At 39.5% G+C, this 19499-nt stretch carries 11 protein-coding genes, 2 tRNA genes and 2 rRNA genes; 12 read left to right on the plus strand and 3 right to left on the minus strand.

Annotated elements, in window-relative coordinates; genetic code table 11:
* The first annotated feature begins 109 nt into the window (after positions 1-109).
* From dnaN to gyrB, 3 genes are read left to right on the plus strand one after another with little or no spacing between them, the layout of a single operon-like run.
* Positions 110-1258, plus strand: coding sequence for a DNA polymerase III subunit beta (gene dnaN, locus P256_RS12630; RefSeq protein ID WP_023274090.1), 1149 nt, complete (start codon positions 110-112; stop codon positions 1256-1258).
* Between the two features lie 16 nt (positions 1259-1274).
* A complete protein-coding gene (gene recF, locus P256_RS12635; RefSeq protein WP_023274091.1) occupies positions 1275-2372 on the plus strand; it encodes a DNA replication/repair protein RecF in 1098 nt (365 codons plus the stop codon).
* Between the two features lie 31 nt (positions 2373-2403).
* Entirely contained in the window at positions 2404-4872 is a 2469-nt protein-coding gene (gene gyrB, locus P256_RS12640) for a DNA topoisomerase (ATP-hydrolyzing) subunit B (protein WP_023274092.1), read from the plus strand.
* 61 nt (positions 4873-4933) lie between these two features.
* Here the strand turns inward: gyrB and P256_RS12645 are convergent, their stop codons facing one another.
* Entirely contained in the window at positions 4934-5479 is a 546-nt protein-coding gene (locus P256_RS12645) for a VTT domain-containing protein (protein WP_023274093.1), read from the minus strand.
* A 265-nt stretch (positions 5480-5744) separates the two neighbouring features.
* On the opposite strand from P256_RS12645, the gene P256_RS12650 reads away from it, so the two are divergent.
* The gene (locus tag P256_RS12650) at positions 5745-6128 is read left to right on the plus strand and encodes a cytochrome b562 (RefSeq protein WP_023274094.1); all 384 of its coding nucleotides are present in this window, start codon (positions 5745-5747) and stop codon (positions 6126-6128) included.
* A 45-nt stretch (positions 6129-6173) separates the two neighbouring features.
* On the opposite strand, the gene P256_RS12655 is transcribed toward P256_RS12650, so the two are convergent.
* The gene (locus P256_RS12655) at positions 6174-8087 is read right to left on the minus strand and encodes an ATP-binding cassette domain-containing protein (RefSeq protein WP_023274095.1); all 1914 of its coding nucleotides are present in this window, start codon (positions 8085-8087) and stop codon (positions 6174-6176) included.
* Between the two features lie 163 nt (positions 8088-8250).
* Between P256_RS12655 and erpA the strand changes: the two genes are divergently transcribed.
* Entirely contained in the window at positions 8251-8586 is a 336-nt protein-coding gene (erpA, locus tag P256_RS12660) for an iron-sulfur cluster insertion protein ErpA (protein ID WP_023274096.1), read from the plus strand.
* A gap of 44 nt (positions 8587-8630) precedes the next feature.
* Here erpA and P256_RS12665 read toward each other — a convergent pair whose 3' ends face one another.
* Positions 8631-9761, minus strand: a complete 1131-nt coding sequence (locus P256_RS12665) for an anhydro-N-acetylmuramic acid kinase (protein ID WP_040332354.1) — start codon at positions 9759-9761, stop codon at positions 8631-8633.
* Between the two features lie 61 nt (positions 9762-9822).
* On the opposite strand from P256_RS12665, the gene tyrS reads away from it, so the two are divergent.
* The 7 genes from tyrS to P256_RS12700 form a co-directional block, all read left to right on the plus strand.
* On the plus strand, positions 9823-11052 hold the full coding sequence (tyrS, locus tag P256_RS12670) for a tyrosine--tRNA ligase (RefSeq protein WP_155756770.1): 1230 nt from the start codon (positions 9823-9825) through the stop codon (positions 11050-11052).
* Between the two features lie 120 nt (positions 11053-11172).
* Complete coding sequence (locus P256_RS12675; protein WP_023274099.1) at positions 11173-12864, plus strand: bifunctional metallophosphatase/5'-nucleotidase; 1692 nt, start codon at positions 11173-11175, stop codon at positions 12862-12864.
* 198 nt (positions 12865-13062) lie between these two features.
* Positions 13063-13989, plus strand: a complete 927-nt coding sequence (locus P256_RS12680; RefSeq protein WP_023274100.1) for a phosphotransferase — start codon at positions 13063-13065, stop codon at positions 13987-13989.
* 504 nt (positions 13990-14493) lie between these two features.
* Positions 14494-16030 (plus strand): 16S ribosomal RNA (locus P256_RS12685).
* Between the two features lie 59 nt (positions 16031-16089).
* Positions 16090-16166: transfer RNA gene (locus P256_RS12690), tRNA-Ile, on the plus strand.
* A 41-nt stretch (positions 16167-16207) separates the two neighbouring features.
* Positions 16208-16283 (plus strand) — tRNA-Ala (locus tag P256_RS12695).
* 371 nt (positions 16284-16654) lie between these two features.
* A 23S ribosomal RNA gene (locus P256_RS12700) occupies positions 16655-19499 on the plus strand; the annotation flags it as partial.

Genomic DNA, 19499 nt, shown 5'->3' on the forward strand with positions numbered 1-19499 from the left:
ACTTCATTATTTAATTTAAAAACGCTATATTTGCATCTAATTATTAGATTGCACTGTACTTAGTAATAGACCTATTTTATTTTAAGATACTTGTTTAGAGGAATGCGCTGTGCGTTTAAAAATTGCGAAAGAGAGTTTACTGAATATCTTATCCCATGTTGTTGGTGTAGTTGAACGTCGCCATACTTTAAATATTTTATCGAATGTAAAGATTCAAGCTTCAAATGATGCACTAACCATTACAGGTTCAGATTTAGAAGTTGAACTGGTTGCAAGTATGCCATTTGCAAATGGTGGCTGTGTACAAGCAGGGGAAACGACTGTTCCTGCGCGTAAGCTCATGGATATTTGTAAATCACTTCCTTCTGCAGCATTGGTAGATTTACATATTACTGAAGATCAGCGTTGTATTTTAAAGTCTGGCAATAGCCGATTTGTTTTAGGTACATTGCCTGCGGAAGACTATCCACTTCTTACAACAGAAACAACCCAAGGAACACAAGTTCAAGTTACACAACGTGAGCTAAAGCGTCTATTTGAAAAGACTGCTTTTGCAATGGCAGTACAAGATGTTCGTTTCTATTTAACAGGAACATTGCTTGAAATAGATACAGAGCAATTGCGTGCAGTGACAACAGATGGTCATCGTCTTGCAATGTGTGAAACAGGTGCTCAATCTACAGCAACACAGCCCTTACAAGCGATTATTCCACGTAAGGCAGTGGCAGAGTTACAGCGTTTGTTAAGTGTAGAAGATGAAGCTTTAACAGTGCTTATTGGGCGTGAGTTACTGAATGTGACCATTGGTATGCCAAGCCGAGATAAAGAACAGGGTGATGTTACGGTAAGATTTACAACAAAACTGATTGATGGAAAATTTCCTGACTATCGTCGTGTTATTCCTAAAGGGGGGGACAAAGTCGTAACGATTGGTCATGATGTTTTTAAGCAGTCTTTACAACGTGTCGCAATTTTAAGTAATGAAAAACTACGTGGCGTATTTTTAAACTTTTATACAGATACGCTACAACTCCGTGCAAATAACCCTGAACAAGATGAGGCGATTGAAGACCTTGCGATTCAATATCAGCATGATAGTTTAGAAATGTCATTCAATGCCCAATATTTATTAGATGTTTTAAGTGCATTAGATGGTGATGATGTTTCAATGACAATGACAGAAGCAAATCAATCAGTTCTTGTTCAAGACTTACAGCATCAAGATCAGGTTTATGTTGTTATGCCAATGCGTGTTTAGAAATTAGAGTTTTTATATGCATTTCACACGTCTAAATATCGAGCGTGTAAGAAACTTAGAAACGGTTGCAATGCAAAATTTGCAACCGTTTACTATTTTATACGGTAATAATGGCTCAGGAAAAACGTCAGTACTTGAAGCAATTCATTTACTTGCAACAGGACGATCTTTTCGAACACATATACCTAAACACTATATTCAATACAAAACAGATAATGCAATTGTCTTTGCACAATCTTTAGAAGAAAAGCTTGGTATACAGAAACTAATATCAGGCGAGCAAATTATTAAACTTAATGGCGACAATGTTGCAACGCAAGGACAGCTTGCAAAAAAGATTCCGTTACAGCATATAGACCCTTTAAGTACCGACATTATTGATCATGGAGCAAAGCCAAGACGCCAACTTTTAGATTGGTTGATGTTTCACGTGGAACCTAACTTTTATCCAATATGGCAATTGTACTCACGGGCACTGAAGCAGCGGAATATTTTACTTAAAGGTCAAAAAAATATTCCTTTAGCAGTCCTTGAACCTTGGAATAATCTCGTTGCTGAGTATGGTGAAATTTTAAATTCTCAGCGTTATGCAGTCGTAGAGCAATGGCAAGTATTTTTTCAGCAAGCTATACAGCAATTATTGCCAGAGGTTGAGATTCAACTAGAATATCAGGCAGGCTATTCATTAAGTATAGGCTTACTACAAAACCTTATAAATCATCATGTTAAAGATTCTGAGAAACGTTATACAGAATATGGCCCACATCGTGCAGATTTAAAGCTCAAGACAGCGCAAGGAGATGCCGATATTGTTCTTTCAAGAGGGCAAAAAAAGCTATTAATTATTGCTCTAAAGTTATCTCAGATTGCAATGCTACATGCGAGTAATATGGAAACTGTGGTATTATTAGATGATTTGACGGCAGAACTAGATTATCAGGCGCAACGGCGTTTAATTACGCGTTTAAATGAACTGAGCTGTCAGGTGTTTTTAACAACTTTAGACCATAAAAGCGTAGAAAAACACTTGTACGCGCTATCTATTTCGTATCAATTATTTAATGTGAACAACGGTTGTGTTCAGCTGATGAAAAACACAAACCAGGTTGAATAATCATTATTTTATTTATGACTAGGGAGAAACCATGGATTCAGAGTCTCAATCTGCTTCTCAAACAGAACTAAACAATGAAAAGGCTTATGATTCCTCTAGTATCAAAGTATTACGTGGGCTAGATGCAGTTCGTAAACGTCCTGGAATGTATATTGGTGATACCGATGACGGGACAGGTTTACATCACATGGTTTTTGAAGTTGTAGATAATGCAATTGATGAAGCATTGGCTGGACACTGTGATGAAATTATCGTCAAAATTCATGAGGATGAATCATTAAGTGTTTCAGATAATGGACGTGGAATTCCAACAGATATACACCCTGAAGAAGGTGTTTCAGCAGCAGAAGTAATCTTAACAATTCTTCATGCTGGTGGTAAGTTTGACGACAATAGTTATAAAGTTTCTGGTGGTCTACACGGTGTAGGTGTTTCAGTTGTAAATGCACTTTCGAGTAAATTAAAGCTGACAATTCACCGTGCAGGACAAATCCATGAACAAGAATATCGTCATGGTGTACCTCAGCAACCGCTAAATGCAATTGGCACAACTGAGAAAACAGGTACGACTGTTCGTTTTTGGCCAAGTGCAGATACTTTTAGCCAAACAATTTTTAATGTAGATATTTTAGCGCGTCGTTTACGTGAACTTTCATTTTTGAACTCTGGCGTGCGTATTGTTCTAATAGACCAACGTGTTAATTTAGAATACTCATATGATTATGAAGGTGGTCTTGCTGAATTTGTAAAATATATCAATAAAGGCAAAACACACTTAAATGATATTTTTCATTTTAATGCAGAATCTGACCAAGGCATTTCGGTTGAAGTGGCTTTACAATGGAATGACTCATATCAAGAAAATGTAAAATGTTTTACAAATAATATTCCACAAAAAGATGGTGGTACGCATTTAGCAGGTTTCCGTGCGGCATTAACGCGTGGTCTAAATAGCTATTTAGATAAAGAAAATATTCTTAAAAAAGAAAAAGTAAATGTATCGGGTGATGATGCTCGTGAAGGTCTAACCGCAATTGTTTCTGTAAAAGTTCCAGATCCAAAGTTTTCATCGCAAACAAAAGAAAAACTTGTTTCTAGTGAAGTGAAACCTGCTGTAGAGCAGGCAATGAACAAAGCATTCTCTGAGTATTTACTTGAAAATCCTACTGCAGCAAAAGCCATTGCAGGAAAAATTATTGATGCAGCACGTGCAAGAGATGCAGCACGTAAAGCACGTGAAATGACACGTCGTAAAAGTGCATTAGATATTGCAGGTCTTCCAGGTAAATTGGCAGACTGCCAAGAAAAAGATCCTGCATTATCAGAACTTTATCTTGTCGAGGGTGACTCAGCAGGCGGAAGTGCAAAGCAAGGTCGTAACCGCAAAATGCAAGCAATTTTGCCTTTAAAAGGTAAAATCTTGAATGTTGAGCGTGCACGTTTTGACAGAATGATTTCTAGCCAAGAGGTTGGAACACTCATTACAGCACTTGGATGTGGTATTGGTCGCGAAGAATATAATCCAGATAAATTGCGTTATCATAAAATTATTATTATGACGGATGCCGATGTTGACGGTTCACATATTCGTACATTGCTGCTCACGTTCTTCTTCCGTCAAATGCCTGAACTTGTAGAGCGTGGCAATATTTATATTGCACAGCCACCACTTTATAAGTTGAAAAAAGGTAAGCATGAGCAATATATGAAAGATAAGGATGCATTAGAAACATTCCTTATTTCAAATGCAATTGATGATCTTGGCTTGCATATTAATGCAGACTCGCCTGCAATTACAGGTGAAGCATTGGCTAAAGTAATTTATGACTATCAAGCTGCGCAGAAGAGTATTACACGCTTAACTCAGCGTTATCCTGCAAGTATTTTGGATGCTTTGTTAGATCTTGATATGTTTAAGTCTGAGCAAAATCATGATCAGGAATATGTTCAAGCTTGGGCAGAGAAACTGAAGCAGTCAGTAGCAAAATATCAGGAAAGTCTAAAACCTGAAATTTCATTAGAAGCTTTTGAAAGAGAAGATGCTGATGGTACGAAGTCTGTGCATTATTGGCCACGTGTAACGGTATATGTACATAACTTACCACATCACTATCTTTTAGATGCAGGTTTATTAAACTCTGCTGAATGTGCACGCTTACTTAAAAATGCAGAAAGTTGGTTTACCCTTTTAGAAAGTGGGGCATACCTACAAAAAGGTGAAAAACGTATTCCTGTAGCAGATTTCCATCAAGTTTGGCAAAACGTGTTACAAGATTCTCGTCGCGGTATGATGATTCAACGCTATAAGGGTCTTGGTGAGATGAATGCAGACCAATTGTGGGAAACAACGATGGATCCTGAAAATCGTCATATGCTTCAAGTAACTATTGATGATGCAATTGAAGCAGATCGTATGTTCAACTGTCTAATGGGTGATGACGTTGAACCACGTCGTGCATTTATTGAAGAAAATGCACTAAATGCAGATATTGATGCCTAAGTGCTTTAATACCTGAAAATAAAAAAGCACTCAAATTGAGTGCTTTTTTATTGCATTATATTTATTCAACAGCAGTTAAAATACCTGATGCAAACATGTAGCCAATACCTACAAGTAAGGCAATCCAAATAAAAGCACCGATAATATTATAAATAAGGAACATAAAATAATTCATGCCCGTTGAACCTGCTGCAAACGGCGCAAATGAACGTGCAAATGGAATAAATCGTGCGAGAAGAATAGTTTTCCCACCATGTTTTGCAAAGTAAGCTTCTGTTTTATGTAAATATTCTTTTTTAACAAATCTAGAATTTGAGTTAATAATACTATTTCCTGATACTTTGCCAATATGATAGTTAACAATATAGCCAAGTGCAGCAGCTATAAATAAAAGAAAAATCATATAATTAAGATTAAGCAAAGGCGTTGTTGCACATAATGCGCCTATTGTGAGTAATAAGCTGTCCCCAGGAAGGAAGAACATAAAAATAAATGCAGTTTCTGCAAAAATAATTAAAAATAAAATAGCATAAATCCACATACCATATTCTTGAATCAAGATAGGTAAATGATTTTCAAAGCTAAGAATAAAATCAAAAAAACTCATCGGGGGTACATTCCCACTTTTATTTACATAATATTCCACTGAAAAAAGCAACACAGTACAAATGTTGCACATCACTTGCTTGAAAGAATTTTAGCACAGATTATAAAAAACTGAGCTTAACTTACTACATATATATAGATAACTGAAATAAATCAAACGAAATTATAATATTTAATATAAAAATAAAGTTAAGGTATTAGATTAATATTTGAAAATATAGCCATTTTAGCCAACGATTCATTTTTCATTATGAAAAGGAGTTTATATGTTAGGGTTTAGCCGAGTAGCCATTATTTGTGTATGTATTTTGAGTGGAAGTGCTTTTGCAGCTGACTTATCCACAGACATGGATGGGTTATCAACAAGTTATAAGCAGTTTAAAAAGACTGAAAATAATGAAGAAGCGATAGCTGCATTAGAGAAAATGAAAACTTATGCATTAGATGCAAAAAATAGCATTCCAATGAAACTTATGAATGAGCCTGAAAATAGCCCTGAGGTTAAATCATATTTTAAAACATTAGATGCTTTGGCAATGGAAGTTCAAAAGGCAGAAGATCTAACTAAAAATAATCAGCTTGCACAAGCAAAAGAAGAAACAAAAGAGATAGATCGAATTATGTCTTTTGGGCATCATGCTTTTAAATAAAGCAAAATAAGAAGATGTTCCATGTGGAACATCTTCTTAAATCATTTACTCAGAGAAACTTTCTTCTAACATTTCAAGTTCCATCATTTGCTCTAGCAGCATTTCCTCATTTTTTTCTAAATCATTTTTTAGATTAGATTGTTCATCCATAATTTTTAGTAATTCATCTTTACGATTTTCATCATATAAAGTTGTATCTGCCAATAGAACTTCAATTTTCTGGAGTTGCTCTTGAAGTTTTTCAATTTTCTTTTCAACTTTTTCGATATTTTTTTGAAGAGGTCGCGTCTGTTCTCTTTTTTTTGCAGCAGCTTTTCTTTGTGCTTCTTTATCTATTTTTTTCGGTGTATTTTTCGCATCAAGTGCATTTTGTGCATTCATCTGCTGCTGACGTGCTTCACGCAACCATTTTGCATATTCAACTAAGTCACCATCAAAATTTTGACATTGACCTCCGTGTACTAAAATTAGGTCATCACAAACACTTGAAATAAGCTGACGCTCATGCGATACCAAAACTACAGCACCATCGAAATCTTGTAATGCCATAGTCAAAGCATGGCGCATATCTAAGTCTAAATGGTTGGTTGGCTCATCAAGAATAAGTACATTTGGGCGTTGCCATACAATTAAAGCTAAGGCAAGACGCGCACGTTCTCCTCCTGAAAAGTTTTCGCATACGGTATCCATTCTTTCGCCGCTAAATCCAAAACTACCTAAGAATGATCTGAGTGATGCTTCACTAATTTTAGGGTCTGCAATACGTGCAAGTTGTAACATAGGACTTGCATTACCATCTAAGGCATCCATTTGGTGCTGTGCGAAGTAACCAATGTTTAAAAGTTCAGATGCTTTTCTTTCACCATGTTGAATAGGTAAGTCACCAACTAAAGACTTAATCAGTGTCGATTTACCTGCACCATTCATACCGAGTAAGCCAATACGAGAGCTTGGTGTGATTTGTAGATTAATTTGGCTTGCAATTTCTTTATTCGGATAGCCAATAGTTACATCATCTAAAGTAAGAAGCGGAGAGCTCATTTTTGTTGGCTCTCTAAAGCTAAAGGTAAATGCAGTGTCAACATGCGCAGGTGCGAGATCTTGCATTCTCTCAAGTTGTTTAATACGACTTTGTGCTTGTTTTGCTTTAGTGGCTTTGGCTTTAAAACGATCAATAAATTTTTGTAAATGTGCTCTTGTTTCTTGTTGTTTCTCAAAAGCCTGTTGTTGCTGTGCTAAGCGTTCACTACGTATGGTTTCAAATGAAGAGTAGTTGCCTGTGTATAGCGTGAGCTTTTGATTTTCAATATGTAAAATATGATCTGTAACGGAATCTAGAAAATCACGGTCATGCGAAATCAGAATTAGTGTGCCTTCATAGCTATTTAGCCAATCTTCTAGCCATAAAATTGCATCTAAATCTAAATGGTTGGTTGGTTCATCTAGAAGTAGCAGGTCAGAACGGCTCATCAATGTACGTGCCAAGTTAAGGCGCATTCGCCATCCACCTGAAAAACTTGCGACAGGGTTACGAATTTGTTGTTCTGAAAACCCTAAACCCGCCATAAGCTGTGCAGCTTTTGCAAAAGCTGTATAGCCATTAATTTCATCAAACCTTCCATGAAGTTGAGCAATATCATCATTGCTTAGCTTGTCACTGTCATTAAGTTGGGTTTGAATTTTCCAATATTCTTCATCACCTGATAAAACGAAGTCGATGGCAGGCAGGTCTAAAGCCTCAATCTCTTGAGCCATATGTGCCACAGTCCAGCTTTCAGGTCGTGTTAAACTGCCTTCATCTCCACTTATTTTGCCAAGCAAAGCTGCAAATAATGATGATTTTCCTGCACCATTTACACCTGTTAAGCCAATTTTCCAACCTGGGTGCAATTGCATGGTATCTGTTTTAAAGAGAACACGACCGCCAAGACGAATACTAAAATGTTCAAGTTGGATCATAAGGCTTTCAGTATGTAATAAGATGCAACCATTCTAAAGCTAAAGCCGATGAAAACAAAACAAATCGCTTCTATGAAGACATACTTCAACAGATAGATTATGTTATATTATACGGATATATTGTCCTGCCAGACCATCTGTGTTGATTTGAGGAATGCCCAACATGACTGCTCAAGCTTTAGTATTAACTGATAATGCAGCAAAAAAAGTACGCCAGCTTCGCGACAGTGAAGGGAATCAGGCACTTATGCTTCGTGTTTATGTCACAGGTGGGGGGTGTTCAGGTTTCTCTTATGGCTTTAACTTTGCTGAAGGTGCCAATGATGATGATGCATCATTTGAAAACGGTGATGTAAAAATGCTTGTTGATTCTTTAAGCTATCAATACTTAGTGGGTTCTCAAGTAGACTATATAGAGGGTTTAGAAGGTTCGCGCTTTATTGTGAAGAATCCAAATGCAACAACAACATGTGGTTGTGGTTCGTCTTTCTCTGTTTAATCAATAAAAAAAGCGACAAATATTTGTCGCTTTTTATCATTATATTATACTTTCGTAATTGTTCCTAAAATTCGATCACCTTTCGCGCCTGTAACAGCAGACAGGTTGCCATTCATGCTTTGATCAAATCGCATTGCAAGCCATGCAAAGGCTGTACTCTCTACCCATGTTGGTGAAAGCCCAATAACATCTGTGGTTTGAACAGACCAACTATGCTTGCGTAAGCGCCATCGTAATTGTTCAAGGATATGTGAGTTATAAGCGCCACCACCACAGACATAAACTTCACCATTTTTCATACCTGAACGGTAAATGGCTTTTTGAATTGCACGTACTGTGAGCTTTGCCAGAGTTGCTTGAATATTTTCAGGAGTATCCTCAAACTCTTCGTACTCTAATTCATCATTACGCCAGTCAGAAATCTGATCATCTAGCCAATCTAAATTGAAGTCTTCACGACCTGTACTCTTTGGCGGTTTTCTCGCAAAAAAATCATGTGAATATAAACGGTCTAGTAGGGCACGAATGGGTGATCCATTGGCTGCCCAATCGCCATTTTCATCATACGCGTGTCCTGTATGGCGATGACACCATGCATCCATCAATACATTTGCAGGTCCTGTATCAAAACCTGAAATATTTTCTTTCTTGCCTGCAGGTAAGAAGCTTACATTTGCAATCCCGCCTAAGTTTAAAATGACACGATCAATTTGCTCATGCTGAAACAAGGCTTGGTGAAATGCAGGGACAAGGGGCGCACCTTGACCACCTGCCGCCATATCTCTACGGCGAAAATCTGAAATAACAGGAAGTTGAGTGATCTCTGTAATAATGTTTGGATCGCCAATTTGTAGTGTAAAACCATCTTCAGGACGATGTCGAATCGTTTGACCATGCGATCCAATTGCTTTAATTTTTTTACGCTCAAGTTTATTTTTCTTGATTAGTTCATTAATGCCATGTCCAATCAGTTTTGCAAGAGCAACATCTGCTTTTCCCATGCGGTCAATTTCGTTATCACTTGGTAACGTGAGTGCCATGAGCTCATCTTTTAAATCTTGCTCGAATGGAATCGTAAGTGTTGCATGTAACTGTAAAGGCTCAAAAGATGCAGCGACAATATCGATGCCATCCATACTTGTTCCTGTCATCACTCCAATATAGATTGATGTCATGATTAACAAAACCTGCAATATGCTGAAAAAGTGTTAGTATATCGCATAAATTGAATAACTGATGTGTTTGGATTTTGTGATGTCAAATTTCTTACCTGCTGAAGAGCAGTTGGCCCTTATTAAAAGAGGCACACATGAAATTATTTCTGAAGAAGACTTACTGAAGAAATTAAAAGAAAATCGCCCATTACGTGTAAAAGCAGGTTTTGATCCAACTGCTCCAGATTTACACCTTGGTCATACTGTGCTTATTAATAAGCTGAAAGCTTTTCAAGACTTAGGTCATGAAGTTCACTTTTTGATTGGTGACTATACAGCCATGATTGGTGACCCGACTGGTAAAAGTGCAACAAGACCTCCATTGTCGCGTGAGCAAGTCATTGAAAATGCAAAAACTTATCAAGAACAAGTTTTTAAAATTCTTGATCCAAAAAAAACCAAAGTTGTCTTTAACTCAGAATGGTTCGGGCAAAAAACGGCAGCAGACCTCATTCAGTTGGCAAGCCAGCAAACGGTTTCGCGTATGTTGGAACGTGATGATTTTACAAAGCGTTATAACAACCAACAGCCGATCGCGATTCATGAGTTTTTATACCCATTGGTTCAAGGTTATGACTCTGTTGCATTAGAAGCAGATGTAGAGCTTGGTGGGACAGATCAGACGTTTAACTTGCTTATGGGGCGTACACTGCAAAGTCGCTATGGGCAAGCGTCACAAGTATGTATCACAATCCCAATTCTTGAAGGTTTAGATGGCGTAAATAAAATGTCTAAATCTTTAGGTAATTATATTGGTGTTTTTGATACGCCGGGCTCTATTTATCAAAAAGTGCTTTCAATGCCAGATACCCTCATTGAACGCTACTTTGACTTATTAAGTTTTAAAACAGTAGAAGAAATACAAAACCTTCTTGCAGAAATGGAAGCAGGGCGTAATCCACAAGAGATTAAACGTATTCTTGCATTAGAACTTGTTGAACGTTTCCATGATGCAGAAGCTGCACAAAATGCACATAAAGGTGCAGGTAATCGTTTGGTTGATGGTGAAATTCCAGAAGATACGCCTGAAGTTGAAGTATCACGCGGTGAATCTGGTGAAATCTTCATTGTTTCTATTTTACGTATGTCTGGTCTAACCAAGAATGCAGCACAAGCAAAAGATGCTGTTTCACGTGGAGCCGTTAAAGTTGATGGTGAAGTGATTGGTGCAGATTTCTCTGTAAGTGAAAATAAAACTGTGATCATTCAAGCAGGTAAAAAAGCAATTGCCCGTGTTACCTTCGTAGACTAATTGAATCATTCTTTAAAAATGCTCCTTAGGGGGCATTTTTTATTATAAAAATATTATATTCATTTAAATTAAACTCAAAGAAAATAATATAAGAATTTATACGATTATTTAGAATACATTATGCGAATCTTTCGTCAGTTTATTCCTACAGCATTTATTCTTGGCTGCTCATTAGGACATGCTGAACATCTACAGCAGCCATTCGAATTGACTATTTTACATATCAATGACCATCACTCTCATTTAGATGAAGAAAAAACAAAGCTAAAATTTGATGCGGGTAAAGGTATAGAAGAGTTTGAAGTGACACGTGGGGGTATTGCTCGTGTTGCAACAATGATCAATGAGCTCAGTTTACCAAATAAAAATATTGTGAAAGTACATGCGGGGGATGCAGTTACAGGTGACTTTTACTATAATTTGAATGGAGGTAAAGCTGATGCAATGGCAATGAATCAGATTTGCTTTGATACATTTACATTAGGAAATCATGAGTTTGATGCGAAAGATCAAGGACTTAATCAGTTTATTCACTTTCTAAAACATGGAAACTGTCCTCAGCCAACACAAATTCTTTCAGCCAATGTGAGTTTTGGTGCATCTTCACCTTTATATAAAACTAACTTAGTACAGAAAACAGCAATTATTGAAAAACAAGGTCAAAAAATTGCATTTATTGGTTTAACTGTTGCAGATAAAACTAAAAATGCATCACAACCGAATTTAGATACAATTTTTGCCAATGAGTTAGAAATAGCACAAGGGGAAATTAATCGCTTAAAAGCAGAAGGGATCAATAAGATTATTTTACAAACTCATTTGGGTTATAAGTTCGATATTCAGCTTGCGCAACAACTCACAGGTGTAAATGTGATTGTTGGAGCAGATTCACATACGCTACTTGGACCAAGTAACTTAAATAATATTGGTTTAAAGCCTGAGGGAGCTTATCCAACCCAAGTAAAAAATAAAGATGGAGAGCCTATCTGTATCGCTCAAGCATGGCAGTATAATTATGCTGTAGGTGAACTGAATATCAAGTTTGATGAGAATGGAAAAGTATTAAGCTGTACAGGCACACCCCATATTTTAATAGGTGATGATATTAAAAGAGCTTCAAATAACAGCGATTTATCTAAAAGTGAAAAACAAAAAATTCAAGAACAAATCAAGCAACAGCAGTTACCAGTTAATATCATACAGCCTGATCCCGCTATGTTGCAGGTATTAGCAACATATAGTCAGCAGAAACAACGTTTCACCAACCGAGTTGTTGGCTATGCCAAAGAAGATTTATGTGTAAAAAGTATGCCTGTACCTATATCAAATAATAAATGTGGAAAATATGGTGGAGAATTACAGCAACTCTTTGCCAAAGCGCTATTAGAAGAAGGCAAGCGTCAATTTAATGCAGACTTTTCTTTACAAAATGGTGGTGGGGTTCGTATTCCAATTGCAAAAGGGCCTGTGACTGTTGGAATGGTCTATCAGCTTTTACCATTTAAAAATACCTTAATGCAGTTAAATATGACTGGGGCTGAAATAAAAAATACCTTAGAACAAGTAATGGATAAGAATAACCTAGATAAAGATGCAGGAAGTTATCCATATATGTCGGGATTGCATTGGACTGTAGACTTAAACCAGCCCAAGGGGAATCGCATTCAAAATTTGGAGCAAGTTCTATCATCAGGGCAAATACAGCCTTTAGATTTAAATAAAATATATAAACTCGCAACGATAGACTTTTTGGCAAGAGGCTCAGGACACACACTACACGACTCTGAGTACAATACAAGGAGATCGCCGTAAAGACATTGGATTAGATTATGCCGAAGTATTCTTAAACTATTTAGAGCGTCAGCCAACTGTTGATGGTGAAAAACAAATTTATAAACCAAATATTTTAGATTACAGTACACAAAGAATAATGAATGATTAAAAATACAAATTAAAAGTAGGGGGGAATTCTCCCTTATTTTTAAAAAGCAAAGGAAATACAATTGAGTGATGGATAACCAATATTTTGATATTGTAAATGCATGGATGTGCAACAACTATAGTCTCTATATTCAACATTTAGAGGTTATTCCTAATCGGTTGAATACAGTTTTAAAAGTGATGGATCAGCAAAAAAATAGATTTTACATCAAGTTATTTAACCAACCTCGCCAATCTATTTCTATTGAAACAGAAGCAAACCTTGTAAATGAGCTAAATAGTATTGGTTTAGCATCAGCACAAGTACTTAAAAATAACAGAGGGAACTACTTAACAAGGCTCAAACTCTGCCATCAATTCTATGACACGCTTGTTTTTTCTGAAGCAAGAGGAAGAGAATGTTCATTAGAAAAGACAGACCTTAAACTACTTGCACAAAGCTTGGTACAACTTCATCAATATCAACCAAATTCTCTGATTCAGCCATTTGATTTTCACGACTATCTAAAAAAGTTTATAAAAATACAGTCTTTTATTACAGAAGATGAAACCTATTCTCAATACTACAAACACTTATGCTCTCAAATATACTTACTCATGCCTTTAAATGAATCCCAATCTTTTTGTCATGGAGATGCAAGACCAGAAAATACATTTATTGATGAAAAAGAACATCTGACATTTATAGATTTTGAAAATGCTGCCTTGGCTACACCAAAATATGATTTAGCCACTGTAGTCTGGAATCTTATTTCCTCAGACTTATCCAATGAGGAAGTAGATCATCGGCTCAAATACTTTCTACATATATATAACGGTCTAAGCCAGCAAACATTACAAATGAAAGAAATACTTCCTTATGTTCTTTTTAGAGAAGCATGGTCTATTTATTTCTTACGAGAAAATTGTTTGTTCTCTGAAAAAATGATGAAAATACTCTTTTTAGCATCACAAGCGCGCTATTTAAAAATAAAAGAACTGATAGATAATAAATAATCTTTCCTATTTTGCTGTAAAATCATTCAAATTGATTGAAAACTCACGTATTTCGTACGTATTTTATTCTGTTGATAGATAAATTAGAAATAAATTGGATTAAGGGGTTGCGTTTGGAATGTATTGGTCTATAATGCGTATCCATCGGCGGTGATGTTGAAAGAAACTTCTTAGTAAACAGTAACTTAGTTGATTGGTTTAAGATTTAGTTCTTAGATTGATTAAAGTTAGGTTTGATTAAGAAGATAAAAAACTTTCAGATTACAGTTGACTTTCTTTAAAAAGAGAGTAATATAGCCGACCTAGCTTGCTGATGACGAATCAGTGATGCGAATCATTAATAGAATTGAAGAACAACTTGTGTGGATTTTTACTGAGTGATCACTGAATATATTTAAGATTCATTGATTAAAAGTAGAAATTTACTCGAAAATTTATTTGAGAGCGAATATTTTTGCTAGTGATTAATGAGCCAGATTGATTCCCTTAAGGAATTAATGATTTTAACTGAAGAGTTTGATCATGGCTCAGATTGAACGCTGGCGGCAGGCTTAACACATGCAAGTCGAGCGGGGGATTGTAGCTTGCTACATGACCTAGCGGCGGACGGGTGAGTAATACTTAGGAATCTGCCTATTAGTGGGGGACAACGTTCCGAAAGGAGCGCTAATACCGCATACGCCCTACGGGGGAAAGCAGGGGATCTTCGGACCTTGCGCTAATAGATGAGCCTAAGTCGGATTAGCTAGTTGGTAGGGTAAAGGCCTACCAAGGCGACGATCTGTAGCGGGTTTGAGAGGATGATCCGCCACACTGGGACTGAGACACGGCCCAGACTCCTACGGGAGGCAGCAGTGGGGAATATTGGACAATGGGCGCAAGCCTGATCCAGCCATGCCGCGTGTGTGAAGAAGGCCTTATGGTTGTAAAGCACTTTAAGCGAGGAGGAGGCTTACCTGGATAATACCTAGGATAAGTGGACGTTACTCGCAGAATAAGCACCGGCTAACTCTGTGCCAGCAGCCGCGGTAATACAGAGGGTGCAAGCGTTAATCGGAATTACTGGGCGTAAAGCGCGCGTAGGTGGCCATTTAAGTCAAATGTGAAATCCCCGAGCTTAACTTGGGAATTGCATTCGATACTGGGTGGCTAGAGTATAGGAGAGGAAGGTAGAATTCCAGGTGTAGCGGTGAAATGCGTAGAGATCTGGAGGAATACCGATGGCGAAGGCAGCCTTCTGGCCTAATACTGACACTGAGGTGCGAAAGCATGGGGAGCAAACAGGATTAGATACCCTGGTAGTCCATGCCGTAAACGATGTCTACTAGCCGTTGGGTCCTTTGAGGACTTAGTGGCGCAGCTAACGCGATAAGTAGACCGCCTGGGGAGTACGGTCGCAAGACTAAAACTCAAATGAATTGACGGGGGCCCGCACAAGCGGTGGAGCATGTGGTTTAATTCGATGCAACGCGAAGAACCTTACCTGGCCTTGACATACTAAGAACTTTCTAGAGATAGATTGGTGCCTTCGGGAACTTAGATACAGGTGCTGCATGGCTGTCGTCAGCTCGTGTCGTGAGATGTTGGGTTAAGTCCCGCAACGAGCGCAACCCTTTTCCTTACTTGCCAGCATTTCGGATGGGAACTTTAAGGATACTGCCAGTGACAAACTGGAGGAAGGCGGGGACGACGTCAAGTCATCATGGCCCTTACGGCCAGGGCTACACACGTGCTACAATGGTCGGTACAGAGGGTTGCTACACAGCGATGTGATGCTAATCTCAAAAAGCCGATCGTAGTCCGGATTGGAGTCTGCAACTCGACTCCATGAAGTCGGAATCGCTAGTAATCGCGGATCAGAATGCCGCGGTGAATACGTTCCCGGGCCTTGTACACACCGCCCGTCACACCATGGGAGTTTGTTGCACCAGAAGTAGATAGTCTAACCCTCGGGAGGACGTTTACCACGGTGTGGCCAATGACTGGGGTGAAGTCGTAACAAGGTAGCCGTAGGGGAACCTGCGGCTGGATCACCTCCTTAACGAAAAGGTGAGACTTGGTAAGAATCCACAACAAGTTGTTCTTCGGTATATTATCTGAGGGTCTGTAGCTCAGTTGGTTAGAGCACACGCTTGATAAGCGTGGGGTCACAAGTTCAAGTCTTGTCAGACCCACCAAAGACTAGAAGATAATGTACAATTCGAAATGATTTTAAGCTGGGGACTTAGCTTAGTTGGTAGAGCGCCTGCTTTGCACGCAGGAGGTCAGGAGTTCGACTCTCCTAGTCTCCACCATGATTTTAATCAGATTGATATTTCAATTTAATTAAAGTTAAGCTAATAAATAAGCAAACAGCTTATTTGCTTATAGAGTTTAGTAGAAAGATTGCGTATACTACGCCACCTTGATATTAACCTCTGTGAGTAATCACAGTACATGACCTGACGAAGGCATGTTAAATCATTAACAGATTATTCAATTTGAGTCTGAAATAAAATTGTTCACTCATACATTTTGAAGCGTTTTAATTGAAATTTTAATTAATTTCACATTAAAGCAACTTGAAATGAGATGAGAACTAGCAAATTAACTGAATCAAGCGTTTTGGTATGAGATTGAAGCTGTACACCTTGAAGTTCGCGTAAGCGACTGTTTGGGGTTGTATAGTCAAGTAATTAAGTGCATGTGGTGGATGCCTTGGCAGTCAGAGGCGATGAAAGACGTAATAGCCTGCGATAAGCTCCGGGGAGGCGGCAAATATCCTATGATCCGGAGATTTCTGAATGGGGGAACCCACTTACCATAAGGTAGGTATCAATAACTGAATACATAGGTTGTTGAGGCGAACGAGGGGAAGTGAAACATCTCAGTACCCTTAGGAAAAGAAATCAATTGAGATTCCGTCAGTAGCGGCGAGAGAACGCGGATCAGCCCATTAAGTTATCTAAGTTTTAGTGGAACACTCTGGGAAGTGTGACTATAAAGGGTGATAGTCCCGTACACGAAAGGGCTTAGATAATGATATCGAGTAGGGCGAGGCACGTGAAACCTTGTCTGAATATGGGGGGACCATCCTCCAAGGCTAAATACTCCTGACTGACCGATAGTGAACCAGTACCGTGAGGGAAAGGAGAAAAGAACCCCTGTGAGGGGAGTGAAATAGATCCTGAAACCGCATGCATACAAGCAGTGGGAGCATATTTATTATGTGACTGCGTACCTTTTGTATAATGGGTCAGCGACTTATATTCAGTAGCGAGGTTAACCGTATAGGGGAGCCGTAGAGAAATCGAGTCTTAATAGGGCGTTTAGTTGCTGGGTATAGACCCGAAACCAGGCGATCTATCCATGAGCAGGTTGAAGGTTGGGTAACACTAACTGGAGGACCGAACCCACTGTCGTTGAAAAGCCAGGGGATGACTTGTGGATAGGGGTGAAAGGCTAATCAAGCCTGGTGATAGCTGGTTCTCCCCGAAAGCTATTTAGGTAGCGCCTCGGACGAATACCATAGGGGGTAGAGCACTGTTTCGGCTAGGGGGTCATCCCGACTTACCAAACCGATGCAAACTCCGAATACCTATGAGTACTATCCGGGAGACAGACTGCGGGTGCTAACGTCCGTAGTCAAGAGGAAAACAATCCAGACCGCCAGCTAAGGCCCCAAAATCATAGTTAAGTGGGAAACGATGTGGGAAGGCATAGACAGCTAGGAGGTTGGCTTAGAAGCAGCCATAATTTAAAGAAAGCGTAATAGCTCACTAGTCGAGTCGGCCTGCGCGGAAGATGTAACGGGGCTAAAACTATGTGCCGAAGCTGCGGATTTACGCATTAGCGTAAGTGGTAGGGGAGCGTTCTGTAAGCCGATGAAGGTGTGTTGAGAAGCATGCTGGAGGTATCAGAAGTGCGAATGCTGACGTGAGTAACGATAAAACGGGTGAAAAACCCGTTCGCCGAAAGACCAAGGGTTCCAGTCCAACGTTAATCGGGGCTGGGTGAGTCGACCCCTAAGGCGAGGCCGAAAGGCGTAGTCGATGGGAAAATGGTTAATATTCCATTACTTCTGTGTAATGCGATGAGAGGACGGAGAAGGTTAAGTCAGCCTGGCGTTGGTTGTCCAGGTGGAAGACAGTAGGCATGCATCTTAGGAAAATCCGGGGTGCTCTATGCTGAGAGTCGATAGCAAGTAGGTTTACCTACGAAGTGGCTGATACCATACTTCCAAGAAAAGTCTCTAAGCTTCAGTTACACAGGAATCGTACCCGAAACCGACACAGGTGGTCAGGTCGAGTAGACCAAGGCGCTTGAGAGAACTCTGCTGAAGGAACTAGGCAAAATGGTACCGTAACTTCGGGAGAAGGTACGCTGCTGATGGTGATGGAACTTGCTTCCTGAGCTGTCGGCAGCCTCAGAAACCAGGCCGCTGCAACTGTTTATTAAAAACATAGCACTCTGCAAACACGAAAGTGGACGTATAGGGTGTGATGCCTGCCCGGTGCTGGAAGGTTAATTGATGGGGTTAGCGTAAGCGAAGCTCTTGATCGAAGCCCCAGTAAACGGCGGCCGTAACTATAACGGTCCTAAGGTAGCGAAATTCCTTGTCGGGTAAGTTCCGACCTGCACGAATGGCATAATGATGGCGGCGCTGTCTCCAGCAGAGGCTCAGTGAAATCGAAATCGCGGTGAAGATGCCGTGTACCCGTGGCTAGACGGAAAGACCCCGTGAACCTTTACTGCAGCTTGACATTGAACTTTGACCTTACTTGTGTAGGATAGGTGGGAGGCTTTGAAGTAGTGACGCCAGTTACTATGGAGCCATCCTTGAAATACCACCCTGGTAATGTTGAGGTTCTAACTCTGATCCATAATCTGGATCGAGGACCATGTCTGGTGGGTAGTTTGACTGGGGCGGTCTCCTCCTAAAGAGTAACGGAGGAGTACGAAGGTGCGCTCAGCGTGGTCGGAAATCACGCGTAGAGTATAAAGGCAAAAGCGCGCTTAACTGCGAGACCAACAAGTCGAGCAGGTACGAAAGTAGGTCTTAGTGATCCGGTGGTTCTGTATGGAAGGGCCATCGCTCAACGGATAAAAGGTACTCTGGGGATAACAGGCTGATACCGCCCAAGAGTTCATATCGACGGCGGTGTTTGGCACCTCGATGTCGGCTCATCTCATCCTGGGGCTGAAGCAGGTCCCAAGGGTATGGCTGTTCGCCATTTAAAGAGGTACGCGAGCTGGGTTTAGAACGTCGTGAGACAGTTCGGTCCCTATCTACCATGGGCGTTGGAAATTTGAGAGGATCTGCTCCTAGTACGAGAGGACCAGAGTGGACGAACCTCTGGTGTACCGGTTGTGACGCCAGTCGCATCGCCGGGTAGCTATGTTCGGAAGGGATAACCGCTGAAAGCATCTAAGCGGGAAGCCTACCTCAAGATTAGATTTCCCTGTGACTTTATGTCACCTAAAGAGCCGTTCAAGACTAGGACGTTGATAGGTTGGATGTGGAAGTGTAG

Source organism: Acinetobacter nectaris CIP 110549 (genome assembly GCF_000488215.1).
Classification (GTDB): domain Bacteria; phylum Pseudomonadota; class Gammaproteobacteria; order Pseudomonadales; family Moraxellaceae; genus Acinetobacter; species Acinetobacter nectaris.